The following is a 15777-nucleotide window of genomic DNA, read 5'->3' on the forward strand; positions in this document are numbered from 1 at the left end:
AGAGAAGCATGAGTTACCGGGAACTGATCGCCGAGCTGGATCGCGAGCGCGCGGAAGCACTGTCGGACGCGCTGCTCGAAGTCGGCGCCTTGTCGGTGTCGGTCGAAGACGCCGACGCCGACACGCCCGACGAGCAGCCGCTCTTCGGCGAGCCGGGGCTCGTGCCCGAGAAGCGCGCGTGGAATCGCTCGCGCGTGGTCGCGCTGCTCGCCGAGGACGCCGATCCCGACGTGCTGCTCGCCGCCGCCGCGAACGAGATCGGCCTCGCGGCGACGCCCGCCTTCACCGTGCGTGACGTGGCGGAACAGGATTGGGTGCGTCTCACGCAGGCGCAGTTCGATCCGATCGCCATCGGCGAGCGCATCTGGGTCGTGCCGTCGTGGCACGACGCGCCCGATCCGGACGCGCTCGTGCTCGAACTCGATCCCGGTCTCGCGTTTGGCACCGGCAGCCATCCGACCACGCGCCTGTGCATGGAATGGCTGGAGCAGTCGGTGCAGCCGGGGCAATCGCTGCTCGACTACGGCTGTGGCTCCGGCATCCTCGCGATTCTCGCGAAGAAGTGCGGCGCGCAGCCGGTCGTCGGCATCGATATCGATCCGCAGGCGGTCGAGTCGGCGCGTCAGAACAGCACGCGCAATCACGCGGACGTGACCTACGGTTTGCCCGACGCGTGCCCCGCCGGCGAGTTCGATATCGTCGTCGCGAACATTCTCTCGAATCCGCTCAAACTGATGGCGTCGATGCTCGCCGCGAAGGTGAAACCGGGCGGCAGAATCGCGCTTTCGGGCGTGCTCGCGCGGCAGGCCGACGAAGTCGCGGCGGTCTATGCGAAGTGGATCGACATCGGCGTCTGGCGCGAACACGAAGGCTGGGTGTGCCTCGCGGGAACCCGGCGCGAAAGCCTTTAGAATAGCGCCATCCTCCACGAATGGCCGTCAAGGCCAACGGCACTTCTTATATGGCGCTGGCAACCCGCTGCCCTCACTGCGAAACCGTGTTCAAGCTGGACCCGCACCTGCTCGCGCCGCATGACGGCCGCGTGCGTTGCGGACACTGCCAGGAAGTTTTCGATGCCGCGCATCATCGCTTCGAGCTTCCCGATGAGCCGGCCGCGGCTGGCGTCGCCCAGCATGCCGCGATCATCGACGATGACGTCGCCGTCGGGCCCACGACCAGTTCTCCCGATGCGTCCGCCCGTGCGCCCGTCACGCCTGAAGCGCCGCTGAAGCCGCGTCCGTTCGCACCGCGCAAGCTCGATCTCGATACGCCTTCCCAGCCCGTCCCGCCCTTCGGCACGAAGCCCGGCGAAGACAGCGAGCGAACGGTCTATGCCGACTCTCCCGCCTTCGCCAGCGCGTCGGGACCGGCGCGCTCAGCGCCTCCGCGCACCGAGCCCGCGCAGTCCGATGCGGCGAACGAGCCATCCGCGCTGCCTTCCGAACCGGACCGCCTGAAGCAGTTCATCCGCGTCCGCTCGCCGCATCCCGACGCCGCGAACGCCGCGAACGCCGCGCAAGGCGGCGCCGATGCGCCGCTCGGCGAGCCGCCCGTCGCGCCGTTCGCTGGGCCCGTCGATGATCGCGCCGAGCCGTTCATCGGACCGGCTCCGCAACTGGACGCGCCGCCCGCGCGCCCCACGCCGGAACCGCCTGCCGCATCTGCCTGGCGCAATGACGAGGAGCCGGCCTTCAGCGCCAAACCGCCCGCCCCCGCTCGCCGCACAAGCGCGAACGAAGCGTTTCCGGTCATTCGCGAGTCGCGGGAGGCGCGAGAGTCGCGCGCGCCCGTGCGCCCCGCGCCGAGCAAGGCCAGGCGCGTCGTCGGCATCATCGTCGCCGTGTTGCTGGCGTTGCTGCTGCTCGTGCAGCTCGCGTGGTGGCAGCGCGAAACCGTGATGGTGTACGTGCCCGGATCGCACTCGCTCTATTCGGATGTCTGCGACCAGATCGGCTGCACGATCTCACCGCCGCGCAACATCGACGGATTGCAGATCGAGAGTTCCGGCCTGCGTCAGGTGGACGGCCCGCACAAGCTCGAGCTGAAGCTGTCGTTGCGCAATCGGCTGGATGTGGCGCTCGCATATCCGGCGCTCGAGCTCACGCTGCTCGACGACAAGAACAACGTCGCGATCCGCCGCGTGCTCTGGCCGCAGGATTACGCGCGACCGGGTACGATATTCGCCGTTGGCCTTCCGCCGCAAAGCGCGCAGCCGGTCGTCGTCCGACTTGATACGGGCGACGCGGTCGCCGCGAATTACCGGGTTCAGGTCTTTTATCCGTGATCACGGCCTTGGCGCCCCGTCGCGCGCAAGGCGAACCCAGTGCCACACGACGCGCGTGCCTGCCCTCATGGCCCGGCACGCGCGATTTTCCTGTCAGCATCTGACAATTCTCTGGAGCGCAACATGAGTCAAGTTACCCTCGGCGGCAATCCCATCGACGTCAGCGGCACGTTTCCGGGCGCGGGCCAGCAAGGGCCCGAATTCACGCTCGTCGGCGCGGATCTCGGCGACGTCAAGCTCGCGAGCTTCGCGGGCAAGCGCAAGGTGCTGAACATCGTGCCGAGTCTCGACACGCCGACCTGCGCCACCTCGACGCGCAAGTTCAACGAAGCGGCCGCGAGCCTCAACAACACGGTCGTGGTCGTGGTTTCGGGCGATCTGCCGTTCGCGGCGAAGCGCTTCTGCACGACCGAAGGCATCGCCAATGTCGTGACGGCATCGACGTTCCGCGGCCATGACTTCGCGCAGGCCTACGGCGTCGACGTGACTAGCGGCCCGCTCACGGGCCTGACGGCACGCGCGGTCGTCGTGCTGGACGAGAACAACAAGGTGCTGCACTCGGAGCTCGTGCCCGAGATCAAGAACGAGCCGAACTACGACGCAGCGCTCGCCGCGCTGAAGTAATCCTTCGCGACGGACCGCTTCGCATCGAAGCGGTCTGCGCATACGAGGCGCGGTGAACCGCCCGCCGCGCGCCGTATGCGCATTTTTTTCCTCGGCCCCTATTCATAAAGGACGTTCGCCTTGGCTACGCTCATCTGCGGCTCGCTCGCCTACGACAACATCATGACCTTCCAGGGCCGCTTCGGCGACCACATCCTGCCGGACCAGGTGCACATGCTGAACATCAGCTTCCTGGTGCCGACGATGCGGCGCAACTTCGGCGGCTGCGCGGGCAATATCGCCTATGCGCTCAAGCTGCTCGGCGGCGATCCGAAGATCATGGCGACGCTCGGCGCGGCCGATTCGCAGCTCTACACCGACCGGCTCGACGCGCTCGGTCTGTCGAAGGAATACGTGCGCGTGCTGCCCGACCAGCACTCGGCGCAGTGCTTCATCACGACCGATCTCGCCAACAACCAGATCACCGCGTTCCACCCCGGCGCGATGATGGAATCGCACCAGAACCGCGCTGATGAAGCGCGCGGCATCTCGCTCGGCATCGTCGCCCCTGACGGCGCCCAAGGCATGCGCGAACACGCCGAAGGAATGGCCCGCGCGGGCGTGCCGTTCGTGTTCGATCCGGGTCAGGGATTGCCTATTCTGGAAAGTGCGGAACTTTGTCGCATGATTGAACTCGCCACCTACGTGGCGGTCAACGATTACGAAGCCAAGCTGCTGAGCAACAAGACCGGCTGGTCGATCGAAGACATCAAGAGCCGGGTCGATGCCCTCGTCGTGACACGCGGCGAACACGGCGCGCAGATCTATCATCAAGATGGCGTGCTCGAAATTCCGTGCGTGGAAGCGCGTCAGGTGGTCGATCCGACCGGTTGCGGCGACGCATTCCGCGGCGGCCTGCTGTACGGCATCGAAAACAAGCTTGGCTGGGAGAAAACGGGGCGTCTCGCAAGTCTGATGGGCTCGCTGAAAATCGAACATCAGGGACCGCAAACCTACGCGCCGACGCGCGTCGAAATCGAAGAGCGTTTCAAGCAGGCCTTCGGAAGCAGCCTGTTCTGAATGATTGGAGTGAAGGAATGAAAACGGTAAGTCGTATCGCGCTGGCAATGGCACTCGTCGGCTCGGTGGCGCTGACGGGCTGCGCCTACAACAGCAGTTCTTCGGACGTCTACACGGCCTCGCAGGCACAGCGTGAGGAAACGGTACGCATGGCGACTGTCGAAAGCGTGCGCGGCGTGAAGATCAGCTCGAACAACGGCCAGCCGACCGGCCTCGGCACGATCGGCGGCGGCGCGCTGGGCGGCGTCGCGGCGGCAAGTGCGATCGGCGGCGGCAACGGCTCGATCATCGCGGGCATCATCGGCGGCCTGGCTGGCGCCGTGGCGGGCAACGCGGTCGAGAACAGTGTCGCGATGAAGAACGGCCTGGAGATCACCGTACGCCTCGATAACGGCGATCTGCGCGCGATCACGCAGACCGCGAACGGCGAGGTGTTCCAGGCGGGCGAACGGGTGCGTCTGTTGTCGAGCGGCGGCGTCACGCGCGTTACGCACTGAACTGAGCCATTGAGGCATTCAGCGGAGGAATAGGCGCCGCGCCGCAAGGCGCTGACCTCTCCGACACGGGCGCATGTATCGAAAGATGCATGCGCTTTTTCTTTGGGCGCCCGACTCGGGCGAGTTGCCCCATGCGATTCGTTCGCCGAAACGAAAAACCCGCCGCCAGGTTGCTCCGGCGACGGGTTCAGGCCGGGTAGGCCTACCCGGACCAAGGGCACAGCGCGCTGTGCCTGGGTGTTGCCTACTGCGAGAGCTTACGGACGGCTGCCCGTCGGGAACGGCCATGCCGCTGCCGGGTTCAACGCCGTCTTGACAGCCGCAGCCGGAGCCGGAGCGGGCGCCGATACGGTCGTTGCCGTCGTTGCAGGAGCGGCAGCCGTAGTCTTCTTCGCAGCAGCGGCCTTCTTGGCCGGAGCCTTCTTCGCAGGGGCCTTCTTTGCAGCAGGAGCGGGCGCAGCCGCAGGCGCAGGGGCTGCGGTTTTCGCAGCAGCCTTTTTCGCAGGAGCCTTTTTCGCGGCAGCCTTCTTCGCCGCGGCCTTCTTCGCAGGTGCCTTCTTCGCTGCGGCCTTCTTCGCAGGCGCCTTCTTCGCCGCTACCTTCTTGGTCGCAACCTTCTTCGCTGCGGCCTTCTTCGCGGGCGCCTTCTTCGCCGCGACCTTCTTCGCTGCTACCTTCTTCGCCGCGACCTTCTTCGCTGCTACCTTCTTTGCCGCGACCTTCTTCGTCGCTACTTTCTTTGCAGCAACCTTCTTCGCTGCGACCTTCTTCGCTGCTACTTTCTTGGCAGCGACCTTCTTCACAGCGACCTTCTTAGCGGCAACCTTTTTCGCCGGCGCAGCCTTCTTGGCGGTGACCTTCTTTGCTGCAGCCTTTTTCGCGGCGGGTTTTTTCTTGGCAACTGCCATGGTTTTTCTCCTTCAGGTTTTCAGATGAGAGTCAGTTCAAACTACACCCTTCGTCAAAACCCGCTTCCCACGTGTCGCCTCTCACAGCGCACGCTACGAAGCGGATTATTCATCGGCGTACGCTGATCCCACCTGCTTACGCTAATGAATACGGCAAGGCGCGCCGTGCCCCGAGGCACCGCGCGCCAAATTGAGTCAGCACCGTTTGTTCGCGGCGCCGGCCTTCGCTTGATCGAGCCAGCGAGCTTGCCGCTGGCATATTCCGGGGGGAAGTTTGCCCATCCCTTTTCAGGGAACGCAAAACGCCTGTCTTCCATTCGAGCCACTTGGCCCGCCACGTCAGTAGGCGCACTCTGCATCAGGCGACCGTTCTCCTAAACCTTGTCGGCCGGGCGCGCGTGAGCGACACGCTGCTGCCCGTCCGTCCCGTCGATTTCGTCTGCAACACGTCCTGGATTTTTATTATTCCCAGGTCAGCGCGCCGCCGGTTTGATACTCAATCACGCGTGTCTCGAAGAAGTTGCGTTCCTTCTTCAAGTCGATCATTTCGCTCATCCACGGGAACGGGTTTTCCTCGTTCGGGAAGAGCGGGTCCAGTCCGATCTGCTGGCAACGCCGGTTGCAGATGAACCGCAAGTAGCTCTTGAACATCGACGCGTTCAGGCCGAGAACCCCGCGCGGCATGGTGTCTTCAGCGTAGCGATATTCAAGATCGACAGCCTGCTTGAAGAGCTCGCGGATCTCGGCCTTGAATTCGGCGGTCCACAGTTGCGGCTCTTCCAGCTTGATCTGGTTGATGAGGTCGATACCGAAGTTGCAGTGCATCGATTCGTCGCGGAGGATGTACTGATACTGCTCCGCCGCGCCAGTCATCTTGTTCTGGCGACCCAGCGCCAGAATCTGCGTGAAGCCGACATAGAAGAACAGGCCTTCCATGATGCAGGCGAACACGATCAACGACTTCAGCAATTTCTGGTCCGCTTCCAGCGTGCCGGTGGTGAAGGCCGGGTCGGTCAGCGTATTGATGAAGGGGATGAGGAACTCGTCCTTGTCACGGATCGACTTGACCTCGTGATACGCGTTGAAGATCTCGCTTTCATCGAGACCGAGCGATTCGACGATGTACTGGTACGCGTGCGTGTGGATCGCCTCTTCGAAGGCTTGGCGCAGCAGGAACTGGCGGCACTCCGGAGCGGTGATGTGACGGTACGTGCCGAGCACGATGTTGTTCGCGGCGAGCGAGTCCGCCGTGACGAAGAAGCCGAGGTTGCGCTTGACCACGCGGCGCTCGTCGTCCGAGAGACCGTTCGGGTCTTTCCACAGGGCGATGTCGCGCGACATGTTCACTTCCTGCGGCATCCAGTGATTCGCGCAGCCGGCGAGGTACTTCTCCCACGCCCACTTGTACTTGAACGGGACGAGCTGATTGACGTCGGTCTTGCCGTTGATGATGCGCTTGTCGGCGACATTGACGCGCGCTTCGCTCTGCGCGGCGATCGCGCCGGCGGACGGTGTGGCGGCTGCGGGGGGAACGAAGCCATCGGAAAAGATGTTGTTCGCCTGAGCAGTCTGGGCAGCTTGATGAGCGTGCGCTACTTGCGTCGCGCCTTGCGTGCCGAAAGTCGTGCCTTGAGCGTGACGCAACGGGTTCTGTTGCGAAGCGCTCGAGGGAGCTACGGCAGTGGTCTCGTCATCCCAGTTGAGCATAAATTCTCACCATCAATTTAGATCGGTTTGTACCATCTTTTCATGAGCGATAAAAGAGTTTGCTCATGAAAAATCTCGTTTTCATGCGATTTAGATTCGACGTTGCTACCTGCATACAACACTTGGCTCGTCGATGTGTGTGTGAGGCTCGATGCGACATCTCTTCGATCGGGTGTGAAGCGGTCCTGATCGAGTGACTTCGAAGGCATCTCCGCATGCGTGCGAGTAACTTCATCGATGCCTTGGAAGCCTTGTCTCACAAGGCTTTGCGGCCGACGCACAAAGCACGCTGCGAAGCACATCGCGTTTCGCTGCAAGCATCGGCTCACTGCTGAGCGCGCGATCTCGAACGCATCGCAGCGTGACGCGCTTCGCTCATCGATCCATCTTGCTCGACGACACTCGATGCGATGCAAAACATGTGTCGAGAAGCGATCGACTTGCTGCCTTCTCTCGCTCTCTTCGATGACCTTCGAAGCATGTCATCGGACCCATACCGCGTCGCTCGAAAGACTCTCGCGAAGGCATCTCGAAGCGCGCTCTACTGCCTGCTTGCGGCCGCGAATTCGTTGCCGAAGTTTAGCATCTGGTGTCTCGTATTTCCACAATATCTTGTGCTTGCAAATATCACCAATACAACCTATAGCGTGTTTACGCGGCACTCCGACTCACTGCAAAACCTTGCGCCAAGCGTCACCGGCCTCGCAGCGGATCGAGCAACGCACGCAAGTTGTTGTGGTCGATCTCATGCATCAAGGCGAGCAACTTGCCGAGCTTGCCCTCTGGAAAACCCTCACGCGCGAACCACGCGAGATAGTGACCGGGCAGGTCCGCGATGAGCCTGTCCTTGTACTTGCCGTACGGCATCGTCTGCGTGACGAGACGCTGCAGATCTTGCGGGTCCATCGCTTCTTCACTCCTCGTTCAATGTTCATCGCACCACCCAACGCGTGGCAATCGCTCAGCGACTGCTCCATATCGGTGCCATAATCGCCGCTCTTGCCGCCAAGAGTTGATCGCGATTCACCATGCCGCTTGCCGTCAAAGCTTTCATCGCCCCTCTCATCGTCGCGTGCGCGATGTTCATGGAAAGCGTCGACGCCAATGTCATCGTCACGGCGATTCCTGAAATGGCTCGTGCCTTCGGACGCGATCCCGTCACGTTGAAGGTCGCCGTCACGAGCTACGTGCTCGGGCTCGGCGTCTTCATACCGATCTGCGGCTGGGTCGCCGACCGCTTCGGCGCACGCGCCGTGTTCCGCACGGCGATCGGCGTGTTCGTCGTCGGCTCGCTGCTCTGCGCGGCTTCCACTTCGCTCGGACCATTCACGGTCGCGCGCTTCATCCAGGGCGTCGGCGGCGCGATGATGGTGCCCGTCGGCCGCATCATCATCTTCCGCTCGGTGCGCCGCTCCGACTTCATCCGCGCGATGAACTATCTCTCGGTGCCCGCAATGCTCGGACCCGCGGTCGGGCCGCTGCTCGGCGGCTTCATCACGACGTACCTGCACTGGCGTCTGATCTTCTTCATCAACATTCCGATCGGCATCGCCGGCATCTGGCTGACCAATCGGCATATCCCCAACTCGCACGAGGAGCATCCCGGCCGGCTCGACTGGTTCGGCTTCTTCCTCTCGGCGAGCGCGGGCGTGTTGCTGCTGCTCGGACTCTCGCTCGTCGGCGGCGAACTGATTCCGCAAGGCACCGCCTACGCGATGTGCGCCGCCGGCGCGCTGATGGTCGTGCTGTACTGCATCCACGCGCGCCGCGCGGAGAAGCCGCTGCTCGATCTGCGCTTCTTCCGCGTGCCGACGTTTCAGGCGAGCGTGCTGGGCGGCTCAATGTTCCGCATCGGACTCGGCGCGGTGCCGTTCCTTTTGCCGCTCGCGCTGCAGGAAGGTCTCGGCATGTCCGCGTTCAAGTCCGGCGCGATCACCTGCGCGTCCGCGTTCGGCGGCATGTTCATGCGCTCGTTCGCTTCGCGCGTGCTGCATCGCTTCGGCTTCCGTCAGACGCTCTTCTACAACGCGGCGCTGTCGGGCATCGCCATCGCGGCGTGCGGCGCGTTCTTCCCCGGCACGCCGACCTGGGTGATCTGGGCTGTCGTGCTGCTCGGCGGCTTCTTTCCCGCGTTGCAGTTCACGAGCCTCAACTCGCTCGCGTATGCGGAGATCGAAACGCGCGATGTCGGACGCGCGACCAGCCTCGCGAGCTTCGTGCAGCAGGTGTCGCTGGGGCTTGGCGTGACGGTCGCGGGTATCACGCTCGAACTCTCGCAATATCTGAACGGTCATGCGAGCGTGCAATGGTCCGACTTCTGGCCTGCGTTTGTCGTCGTGGGGCTGTTTTCTTTTCTTTCGATGCCGATTACTGCGCGGCTCGCGCACGATGCCGGCACGGAGATCTCGCGCGGGACGCGCGGCTGAGTCTGGTTCTTCAGCTGGGTTTCTCGCCGGATCCCGTTGGCGTGTTGGTCGGTTAGCGTTGCCCCTGTGCGGGGCGGCAGTCACTTTCTTTGCTGCTGCAAAGAAAGTAACCAAAGAAACAGCTTTCCCCATCCAAAGTACTTCACGCCGGCCGCGGCACAGGCGATCAGTCTTGGCACAGCAGTAGCGAGTGCCCTCAAAGGCCTAACCGGGCTTGGACCGCGCACGGTCTGCCACATCGCGCCACAAAACAAACTGGTTCAGCACGAAATAGCTCCGGCCCGCTTCGCGGCCGATGGGCTAATCGGGTCTGCGTGGGCTTCTGCGTTTCTCTTTTCTCATCGGTTTCCCTTGCATACCCAACGGCAGCGCGTAGCGCTGTGCCGATGCTATTTCGTGCTGAACCAGCGCGCTCAAACGACTAGCTTGTCAGACCGTGCGCGGTCCAAGCCCGAGGTGGCCTGTGAGGGCACTCGCTACAGACGCCACGAGCGACGAGAAGAACACCCAAATTGCGTGTGACCGCGGGCGTATCGAGCTGCTTTCTTTGGTTACTTTCTTTGCAGCAGCAAAGAAAGTGACTGCCGCCCCGCACAGGGGCAACGCTAACCGACCAACCCGCCAACGGGATCCGGCGAAAAAAAAACGGACCAGCACCGGAGCAGAAAAAAACCACTCCGATGCCGGCCCGCCCGACCGGCTCACTCGACGCTTACTGGCAAGCCTCGCACTCGTCGAAGCCCGCATCGCCCGGACGCATCATGCAGACGGGGCCATCGGCTTCCTGAGCCGGCGCTGCCTCAACCGCCGCAGCATTGAACCCGCCCGCGCCCGACGAAGCACCACCCGACACGCCACCGAAGCCACCTTGCGCACCCGATGCGCCATGACCGCCATCGCCCGACGGCACCGCGTTCAGCGCCCCATGCGCAACAGTGGACTTCTCGACATGCGTCGCCGCCATCGTGCGGAGATAGTAGGTCGTCTTGAGGCCGCGAATCCACGCGAGCTTGTAGACCTCATCGAGCTTCTTGCCCGACGCGCCCGCCATATAGATGTTCAGCGACTGCGCCTGATCAATCCACTTCTGACGGCGCGACGCCGCCTCCACCAGCCACTTCGGATCGACTTCGAACGCGGTCGCGTAGATCGCGCGCAGATCCGCCGGAACACGGTCGATGCGCGAGAGCGTGCCGTCGAAATACTTCAGATCCGACACCATCACTTCGTCCCACAGCCCGCGCGCCTTCAGGTCACGCACCAGGTAGTCGTTGACGACCGTGAATTCGCCCGACAGATTCGACTTCACGTACAGGTTCTGGAAGGTCGGCTCGATGCACGCCGACACGCCGATGATGTTGGAGATCGTCGCCGTCGGCGCGATCGCCACGCAGTTCGAATTGCGCATGCCGTACGTCGAGATGCGCGAACGCAGTTCGGGCCAGTCCATCGACTCGGACGAATCCACTTCCACATACCCGCCGCGCGCGTCCGCCAGCAGCTTCAGCGAATCCTGCGGAAGAATGCCGCGATCCCACAGCGAGCCGCGATACGTCGCGTAACGGCCACGCTCTTCCGCGAGTTCCGTCGACGCGTAGTACGCGTAATAGCAGACGGCTTCCATCGAACGATCCGCGAACTCGACCGCTTCGCCCGACGCGTACGGCGTGCGCAGCAAATGCAGGCAGTCCTGGAAGCCCATGATGCCCATGCCCACCGGACGATGCTTCAGGTTCGAGTTACGCGCCTTCGGCACCGCGTAGTAGTTGATGTCGATGACATTGTCGAGCATACGCATCGCGACGCTGATGGTGCGCTTGAGCTTGGCGTGATCCAGCGCGTAGCTGCCGTCGGCCTGCTTCACCATGTGCGCGACCAGGTTCACCGAGCCGAGATTGCACACCGCGATTTCCGTCTCGCTCGTGTTCAGCGTGATTTCCGTGCACAGGTTCGACGAATGCACGACACCGACGTGCTGTTGCGGCGAGCGCACATTGCACGGATCCTTGAACGTGATCCACGGATGGCCGGTCTCGAACAGCATGCCGAGCATCTTGCGCCACAGTTGCGCCGCCGGCAGCTTCTTGAACAGCTTGATCTCGCCGCGCGCTGCTTTCTCTTCGTAAGCCACATAGGCCTTCTCGAAGTCCGCGCCGAACAGGTCGTGCAGGTCCGGGCAGGTCGACGGCGAGAACAGCGTCCAGTCGCCGCCTTCGACGACGCGCTTCATGAACAGGTCGGGAATCCAGTTCGCCGTGTTCATGTCGTGCGTGCGGCGACGGTCATCGCCCGTGTTCTTGCGCAGCTCGAGGAATTCCTCGATGTCGAGGTGCCACGTTTCCAGGTACGCGCACACCGCGCCCTTGCGCTTGCCGCCCTGATTCACGGCGACGGCCGTGTCGTTCACGACCTTCAGGAACGGCACGACGCCTTGCGACTTGCCGTTGGTGCCCTTGATGTGCGAGCCGAGCGCGCGCACGCGCGTCCAGTCGTTGCCGAGGCCGCCCGCGAACTTCGAGAGCAGCGCGTTTTCCTTCAGCGCTTCGTAGATGCCGTCGAGATCGTCGGCGACGGTCGTCAGATAGCACGACGACAACTGCGAGCGATGCGTGCCGGAGTTGAACAGCGTCGGCGTCGACGACATGAAGTCGAACGACGAGAGCACGTTGTAGAACTCGATGGCGCGCGCTTCGCGGTCGATTTCGTTGAGCGACAGGCCCATCGCGACACGCATGAAGAATGCCTGCGGCAACTCGATGCGGGTGCCTTCGACGTGCAGGAAGTAGCGGTCATACAGCGTCTGCAGGCCGAGGTAGCCGAATTGCAGATCGCGGTTCGCGTCGAGCGCGGCGCCGAGGCGCTTCAGATCGAATTGCTGGAGCTTGTCGTCGAGCAGGCCGGCTTCGACGCCGCGCTTGATGAACAGCGGGAAGTATTCGGCGTAGCGCTCGCCCATTTCGGCTTGCGTCACTTCGTCCACGAGAATTTCGCGGCGGATCGTGTGCAGCAGGATGCGCGCGGTGACCTGGCTGTACGCCGGGTCCTTTTCGATCATCGTGCGCGCGGCGAGGATGGACGACTCGTAGACCTGCGACATCGGCACGCCGTCGTACAGGTTCTTCACCGTTTCCGCGACGATCGGCTCAGCGGACACCGCGTCGCCGAGGTTCGCGCACGCGGAGACGATCAGCGCCTTCAGCGCGTCGAGATCGAGCGGGCGCGTGACGCCGTTGTCCGTCACGTTGATGACGCCCTCGTGCGCCTGCGCGTCCTGCGTCTGCGCGCGCTCTTGCGTACGCTGCTGCGTGCGCTTCTCGCGATACAGCACGTATGCGCGCGCGACGTTGTGCTCGCCACCGCGCATCAGCGCGAGTTCGACCTGATCCTGAATGTCTTCGATATGGAACGTGCCGCCATGCGGACGGCTGCGCACGAGCGCGCGCACGACGGCTTGCGTCAGTTGCTCGACGAGCTCGCGCACACGCGCGGAAGCTGCGCCCTGCCCGCCGTTCACGGCGATGAACGCCTTCGTCACCGCGATCGCGATTTTCGTCGGCTCGAACGACACCACGCTTCCGTTGCGACGGATGACCTTGTAGTCGGCAAACGTCGTGTCCGGCGCGAGCGCTTGCGCGGCGCTCGTGGACTGGGCACCGCCCATCGGCTGTGCGGATGCGCCTTCGAAGGAAGTCGCGGCGTTCTCGGTGGTTTGCATGTGCAAAACTCCTGGTGTTCGAATGGTGCGGATGGTCCGCGGATTTATCACTTATGCCGCGCGCGTCAGGACATCGTCATGAAGATTGCGCGGTGTTTTGGCGGTAAAGCGGGCTGTGAATGCAGCAGGCTGGAAACACGATTCGCGGCGCTTACGGCCCGCATTGTCTTTGGCGTCTCATGCGGTGCCCGCGTTGGCGCGCGGTGTCGGTCGACGCAACTCGCGCTCACTTGCTTGCCTTCTTCACGGTGCTGCTCGCTGGCGCTCGATGCGCCTGACGCCTCCCCCCTCGCAAAGGGAAACGGTCTCGCGCATCGCCCCGGGCCAGCCAAACTTCTCTTACGCCGGAAAGCCGGCGGCGCCGGCTCATCGGAGCGGGCGCCGCCACAACAACACAAGATCTAGTGCCAATTACGTCTTTCGGCACCAAGTATAGTGGACATCCGCGCAGTCTCAAAAAGGTTTATTTGCCTGCCGTCTGCCTGTACGGGGTTGACTTTTGCTATCGCAAAGCGCGGCAAGGCCTCGCGCGCAACGCTGTTGCGCCGCAGCGAGAAAGACCTTACGCGACGCTCAGATGCTGGACTGGAAGGGGAAAAACGAAGGCGGCAAGGCGCTGTCGCGACGCACGCGCGGCCAGTCGAAATGCGGACCGGGATCGGTCTTGCGACCGGGCGCGATGTCGGAGTGGCCCGCCACGGCATCGATCGGATAGCGCTTCACGACGATGCGCGCGAGCGCGCTCAACGCGGCGTACTGCGCGTCTTCGAAGGGCATGCGGTCGCTGCCTTCGAGCTCGATGCCGATCGAGAAATCGTTGCAGCGCTCGCGCCCGCAAAACGACGAGACGCCTGCGTGCCACGCGCGTTCATCGCAGGAGACGAATTGCTGGACCGCGCCGTCGCGGCGAATCACGAAGTGCGCCGACACGCGCATGCCGCGCAGATGATCGAAGTACGGATGCGCGTCGTGATCGAGCTTGTTGAGGAAGAAATCGGCGATCGAGTTGGTCGTGAAATCGTCGGGCGGCAAGCTGATGTTGTGCACGACGATGAGCGTCGGCACGGCGTCGCCGGGACGCGCCTCGAAGTTCGGCGAAGGCAGGCGCGACGCGTGCGTGAACCAGCCGTGTGCGTCGATGTGCGGATCGCCTGGCCGGACGACAGGCTGGACGTGCGGGACGTGCTGTGGGGTCATCGCGCGTCGCGACCGGTCGGACGGCTCGCGTAGTGGCGCGCGTGATCGGCGCAGCAAAAGCGCTCGCCCGCGACGACGATCGACTCGCTGCGCGGCGTGTGCACGCCGCACTGCGCGCAACGGATGAGCGGATCGGCGAGTTGCGGCGCGCCGTTCGACGCACCATTGCCATTGCCATTGCCGTTGCCACTACGCGCGCGTTGCGCGCCATTGGCGCCGCCCGCGGTCGCGCCGCCGGCCTGCGCGTCGCCCTGCTGCGCGCGCTCGTTCGCGCGGCGCAGCTTCTTCAGGAGCCACTGGCTCACGAAGAAGAGAACGATCAGAAAGATGAAATTTCGCATCGATTCATGCCGATAAAAAAGTACGCGCTCAGACGACCGCACGGTGCAGCAGCACTTCGAACACGAAGCGGCTGCCCACATACGCGAGCAGCAGCGCGGCGAACGAAGCCAGCACCCAGCGCAACGCGGCGCGTCCGCGCCATCCGGAGATGCGGCGCGCGGTGAGCAACGCGCCGAACATCAGCCAGGAGATGAAAGCGAAGATGGTTTTGTGATCGAAGCGCAGCGCGCGATCGACCAGTTGCTCGTTGAACGCGATGCCCGACACGAGCGTGAGCGTGAGCAACACGAAGCCGGCCGCGATCAGACGGAACAGCAGCTTTTCGAGCGTCAGGAGCGGCGGCAGCGCGTCGAGCCAGCTCGTGAGCCAGCTGTTGGCGGCATGACGCGTCGCCATGCCGCGCATGCGTTGCAGACGGCGTTCGAGCATCAGCATCAGCACGGCGTGCAGCGCGGCGATCGCGAAGAGTCCGTACGCGATGTTCGCGATCAGGAAATGCAGCTTGAACATCGGCGCGGCGGAGTACGACAATACGCGCACGCCGCCGAACACGAGCGGCAAAAGCGACGCGATGCATGCGAGCGGCAGGACTAGCAGACGCAGGCCGTCGAGCGGGAAGAAAAAGCTTTCGATCCAGTAGATGCCCGCGCCGAGCCAGAACATCGCGGAGAGCGCGAACGCGAAGCCGAAGATCATCGCGTTCTGGGGGAAGATCGTGGTGTGCAGCAGGATGCCGTGCACGAGCAACGCTATTAATAATAGAGCGCGGCCCGTTGCGCCCATTGCGCCCATGCCCGGCGACACTTTCGGCGCCGCCTGCGCCATGCCCGAAGGCACACCGGCCAGCGCCGGCTCCACGGTCGTGTGACGATGCGCGCGCCACCCCGCTACGGCCAGTCCGCCGTAGAGAAGCGCAGTGAGGGCATACAGTACAATATCCATGTTCGAAGTTTACACTAGGCCCCTGAATCGCGACGTTTTCCCCCTTGCGGCAACGCGGGGCGTCGAGTCGTTCTGC

13 protein-coding genes and 1 pseudogene are annotated in these 15777 nt (G+C 63.5%); 6 read left to right on the forward strand and 8 right to left on the reverse strand.

Going from position 1 to position 15777, the window contains the following annotated elements:
• The first annotated feature begins 8 nt into the window (after positions 1–8).
• The 5 genes from prmA to BTHE68_RS10915 all read left to right on the forward strand — a co-directional run bounded on the left by prmA (position 9) and on the right by BTHE68_RS10915 (position 4464).
• A complete protein-coding gene (prmA, locus tag BTHE68_RS10895; RefSeq protein WP_162066338.1) occupies positions 9–911 on the forward strand; it encodes a 50S ribosomal protein L11 methyltransferase in 903 nt (300 codons plus the stop codon).
• 50 nt (positions 912–961) lie between these two features.
• On the forward strand, positions 962–2284 hold the full coding sequence (locus BTHE68_RS10900) for a DUF3426 domain-containing protein (protein WP_162066339.1): 1323 nt from the start codon (positions 962–964) through the stop codon (positions 2282–2284).
• A 123-nt stretch (positions 2285–2407) separates the two neighbouring features.
• Complete coding sequence (gene tpx / locus BTHE68_RS10905) at positions 2408–2908, forward strand: thiol peroxidase (protein ID WP_162066340.1); 501 nt, start codon at positions 2408–2410, stop codon at positions 2906–2908.
• A 120-nt stretch (positions 2909–3028) separates the two neighbouring features.
• Complete coding sequence (locus BTHE68_RS10910) at positions 3029–3967, forward strand: carbohydrate kinase family protein (RefSeq protein ID WP_162066341.1); 939 nt, start codon at positions 3029–3031, stop codon at positions 3965–3967.
• 17 nt (positions 3968–3984) lie between these two features.
• Positions 3985–4464: an outer membrane lipoprotein gene (locus tag BTHE68_RS10915; protein ID WP_008342914.1), complete on the forward strand. Its 480-nt coding sequence runs from the start codon at positions 3985–3987 to the stop codon at positions 4462–4464.
• A gap of 257 nt (positions 4465–4721) precedes the next feature.
• Here BTHE68_RS10915 and BTHE68_RS10920 read toward each other — a convergent pair whose 3' ends face one another.
• The 4 genes and pseudogenes from BTHE68_RS10920 to BTHE68_RS10935 all read right to left on the reverse strand — a co-directional run bounded on the left by BTHE68_RS10920 (position 4722) and on the right by BTHE68_RS10935 (position 7985).
• Positions 4722–5372, reverse strand: a complete 651-nt coding sequence (locus BTHE68_RS10920) for a histone H1-like DNA-binding protein (RefSeq protein ID WP_162066342.1) — start codon at positions 5370–5372, stop codon at positions 4722–4724.
• Between the two features lie 31 nt (positions 5373–5403).
• Positions 5404–5731: pseudogene (locus BTHE68_RS36825) on the reverse strand (hypothetical protein).
• A 103-nt stretch (positions 5732–5834) separates the two neighbouring features.
• Positions 5835–7079, reverse strand: coding sequence for a ribonucleotide-diphosphate reductase subunit beta (locus BTHE68_RS10930; protein ID WP_162066343.1), 1245 nt, complete (start codon positions 7077–7079; stop codon positions 5835–5837).
• 693 nt (positions 7080–7772) lie between these two features.
• The gene (locus BTHE68_RS10935; RefSeq protein ID WP_162066344.1) at positions 7773–7985 is read right to left on the reverse strand and encodes a DUF3820 family protein; all 213 of its coding nucleotides are present in this window, start codon (positions 7983–7985) and stop codon (positions 7773–7775) included.
• A 122-nt stretch (positions 7986–8107) separates the two neighbouring features.
• Between BTHE68_RS10935 and BTHE68_RS10940 the strand changes: the two genes are divergently transcribed.
• Entirely contained in the window at positions 8108–9505 is a 1398-nt protein-coding gene (locus BTHE68_RS10940) for an MFS transporter (protein WP_162066345.1), read from the forward strand.
• Between the two features lie 712 nt (positions 9506–10217).
• Here BTHE68_RS10940 and BTHE68_RS10945 read toward each other — a convergent pair.
• The 4 genes from BTHE68_RS10945 to BTHE68_RS10960 form a co-directional block, all read right to left on the reverse strand.
• Positions 10218–13220 (reverse strand): ribonucleoside-diphosphate reductase subunit alpha, encoded by a 3003-nt coding sequence (locus BTHE68_RS10945; protein ID WP_162066346.1) that lies wholly within the window; start codon positions 13218–13220, stop codon positions 10218–10220.
• A gap of 573 nt (positions 13221–13793) precedes the next feature.
• A complete protein-coding gene (gene ampD, locus BTHE68_RS10950) occupies positions 13794–14417 on the reverse strand; it encodes a 1,6-anhydro-N-acetylmuramyl-L-alanine amidase AmpD (protein ID WP_162066347.1) in 624 nt (207 codons plus the stop codon).
• Positions 14414–14758, reverse strand: a complete 345-nt coding sequence (locus BTHE68_RS10955; protein WP_162066348.1) for a PP0621 family protein — start codon at positions 14756–14758, stop codon at positions 14414–14416. Before BTHE68_RS10955 ends, ampD begins: the two co-directional genes overlap by 4 nt.
• 28 nt (positions 14759–14786) lie before the next feature.
• A complete protein-coding gene (locus tag BTHE68_RS10960; protein ID WP_162066349.1) occupies positions 14787–15701 on the reverse strand; it encodes a cytochrome C assembly family protein in 915 nt (304 codons plus the stop codon).
• Positions 15702–15777: the final 76 nt, after the last annotated feature.

Origin of the sequence: Burkholderia sp. THE68, from assembly GCF_009938265.1 — a bacterium.
Taxonomy (GTDB): domain Bacteria; phylum Pseudomonadota; class Gammaproteobacteria; order Burkholderiales; family Burkholderiaceae; genus Caballeronia.

What these genes read in the sequence shown, in the direction of transcription:
- BTHE68_RS10900 (WP_162066339.1), top strand. Translation starts at nt 962, where the DNA reads ATGGCGCTGGCAACCCGCTGCCCTCACTGCGAAACCGTGTTCAAGCTG.
- BTHE68_RS10935 (WP_162066344.1), bottom strand. Translation starts at nt 7,985, where the DNA reads ATGGACCCGCAAGATCTGCAGCGTCTCGTCACGCAGACGATGCCGTAC.
- BTHE68_RS10920 (WP_162066342.1), bottom strand. Translation starts at nt 5,372, where the DNA reads ATGGCAGTTGCCAAGAAAAAACCCGCCGCGAAAAAGGCTGCAGCAAAG.
- BTHE68_RS10960 (WP_162066349.1), bottom strand. Translation starts at nt 15,701, where the DNA reads ATGGATATTGTACTGTATGCCCTCACTGCGCTTCTCTACGGCGGACTG.
- BTHE68_RS10915 (WP_008342914.1), top strand. Translation starts at nt 3,985, where the DNA reads ATGAAAACGGTAAGTCGTATCGCGCTGGCAATGGCACTCGTCGGCTCG.
- tpx (WP_162066340.1), top strand. Translation starts at nt 2,408, where the DNA reads ATGAGTCAAGTTACCCTCGGCGGCAATCCCATCGACGTCAGCGGCACG.
- BTHE68_RS10955 (WP_162066348.1), bottom strand. Translation starts at nt 14,758, where the DNA reads ATGCGAAATTTCATCTTTCTGATCGTTCTCTTCTTCGTGAGCCAGTGG.
- ampD (WP_162066347.1), bottom strand. Translation starts at nt 14,417, where the DNA reads ATGACCCCACAGCACGTCCCGCACGTCCAGCCTGTCGTCCGGCCAGGC.
- BTHE68_RS10940 (WP_162066345.1), top strand. Translation starts at nt 8,108, where the DNA reads ATGCCGCTTGCCGTCAAAGCTTTCATCGCCCCTCTCATCGTCGCGTGC.
- BTHE68_RS10945 (WP_162066346.1), bottom strand. Translation starts at nt 13,220, where the DNA reads ATGCAAACCACCGAGAACGCCGCGACTTCCTTCGAAGGCGCATCCGCA.
- BTHE68_RS10930 (WP_162066343.1), bottom strand. Translation starts at nt 7,079, where the DNA reads ATGCTCAACTGGGATGACGAGACCACTGCCGTAGCTCCCTCGAGCGCT.
- prmA (WP_162066338.1), top strand. Translation starts at nt 9, where the DNA reads ATGAGTTACCGGGAACTGATCGCCGAGCTGGATCGCGAGCGCGCGGAA.